Here is a 1999-nt window from a genome sequence, read left to right as displayed (position 1 = left end):
GCCGAGCCAGGATGGTGTAGCCAGGTGGCGGAATCGATGAAGGTCGTATAACCCGCCTCGCTTGATCCATAGGCTTCGGTGATGATGGGCCCAAGCCACTCGATCATGGCGCGCTTGAGTGGCGCGGGACATGGCGAGCCCGTGGACGCAACCTGGTGCAGCGAAGATAAATCGTACTTCTTGCGTATTGCGGGATCTACCGCGAGCAGCCGCTGGTACATGGTGGGTACGAGATACGCATGGGTGGCACGATGCTGCGCGAGTAGCTCGAGCGAACGCAACGCGTCGAAACGCGGCTCGAGTATCAGCGTAGCCCCAAGCTGGCAGAAGTGCGCGAGATAGGCCATCGCCGCGCTGTGATAGATCGGCGCAGAGAGATAGGCAGTGAGATTGGTACCCGTGCCGTAGACGATGTCCACCACGCGTTGCAGGTGCTCTTGTCTGTCCGCCTGCTCGTCGGCCGGCCAGGGAATACGGCGCACGCCCTTGGGTTTGCCCGTGGTGCCGGAGGTATAGGTAATGGTGCCGTGCGGCGTGCCGACTCGGGGAGGCATGGGCGGCAGGCCGACGCCGAAGCCAGCCCAGTCGCGCGCATGCGCGTCAACCGGAGTGACCTCGTCGCGCGCCACCGTGACTACCTCGATGTCCTCGGGAATCCCGTCGCGGATCTGATCGAGCAGATCGGCATCGACAAACAGCGCGCGGGCTCCGCTGTCGGTGAGGATGTAGTTGGCCTCGAGGGACTTGAAGTGCCAGTTGATCGATGCGAGATAGAGGCCCGCCTCCCGACAGGCCAGGATAAGGGCGACGTATTGCGGGCTGTTTCGCATCATGGCAGCCACCGTGTCCCCTTCGCTGCATTGCAGGCTATTCAATCCTGCGAGAATGCGCGCGATTTCACTGCTCATCCACTCTGTCGAATACTGTCGACCGTTAAACCATAACGTCGGAATCGTGACGTCTCCTGATGCACAATTAATTCATTGTTGCACGGGAACGGCGAACCCTATAAACTAATCAGCGAATAGTTCTGAGTCTAGCAGGTAGAGATGATGGGGGCAAGCTGACCATGGCCTCCTTGGGGTACCTTCGGGATTTAAAGCACGATAGCCGCAATGCGCCATCTGGAGTTGACCCTGTCATTCCCGACACAGCGTCACACTAAGGTTGCTGAATCCATCGGACGCCGGAACTCGTAAGGCGAGCGGTATTTCAGCGCGCTATGGGGATGCTTCTCGTTGTCATCTCGAACGCGATGGCCAGGTTGTGTGCCGCAGTCGCTGCGCCCGGCTTCGGCATGAAGGCAACGTAATCGCGTTTCATGGTCTTCACGAAGCTCTCGGCCATGCCATTACTTTGCGCGCGTTGCGTAACGGCACGCACTGAGAGCTGCGACGACACGTGTATCCCGGTGTTGTCGTTTTTTTGTGTCTCGTTATAGACGACTGGTCTAATATAATCAACAAGCATGGCAACGGGCCGGTTTTCCGTCCCGGCATATCCCGGCGAACAATGCGTGGTGCTCGGCCCCGTCCGTTGTCGCGGGACCAGCCGGATACGCGGTTGCCCGCCGCCGTCACGCCGCGAGGCGTTCAGAAAATACGAAATCCATCCTCATGACATTTGACTCAATTCACATGCCGTACCTCACGCGGCGCGTCCTGCTTGCGGCCGCGCTGGCCACGCTGCCGTTCGGCGCAGCCATTGCGCAGCCGGCGACGAGCGATGTAGCGGTTGCGGCCGCGTCGCCGCACGTGACCGAGCGTCAGGCGGCCGATCGCAGCGTCGGCGCACTTGAACAGGTGTTCTCGTTTACCGGCGCGATGCCGACGGGCGTCGCGGTTGACCCGCACTCGCGGCGGATCTTCGTCAACTTCCCGCGCTGGGGCGACGACGTGCCGTACACGGTCGGCGAAATCGTCGGCGACAAGGTGGTCGCGTACCCGGATGCGCAGACGAATCGCGCGGCGACGGATTCGCCCGCGGGGCATTTCATTAG

Annotated in this window: 1 protein-coding gene and 2 pseudogenes; 1 reads left to right on the top strand and 2 read right to left on the bottom strand. The window is 61.0% G+C overall.

The features are described 5' to 3' along the window. Together BFF94_RS37510 and BFF94_RS37505 are read right to left on the bottom strand one after the other, a co-directional pair. On the bottom strand, positions 1-908 hold a 908-nt coding region (locus BFF94_RS37510), incomplete at its 3' end, for an AMP-binding protein (protein ID WP_219140466.1). 248 nt (positions 909-1156) lie between these two features. Further along, positions 1157-1359, bottom strand: a pseudogene (locus tag BFF94_RS37505) (integrase core domain-containing protein); the annotation flags it as partial. A gap of 257 nt (positions 1360-1616) precedes the next feature. On the opposite strand from BFF94_RS37505, the pseudogene BFF94_RS37500 reads away from it, so the two are divergent. After that, positions 1617-1999 (top strand): annotated as a pseudogene (locus BFF94_RS37500) (L-dopachrome tautomerase-related protein); the annotation flags it as partial.

The organism is Burkholderia catarinensis, assembly GCF_001883705.2.
Taxonomy (GTDB): Bacteria; Pseudomonadota; Gammaproteobacteria; order Burkholderiales; family Burkholderiaceae; genus Burkholderia; species Burkholderia catarinensis.
This window is presented reverse-complemented; position numbering and strand designations above follow the sequence as displayed.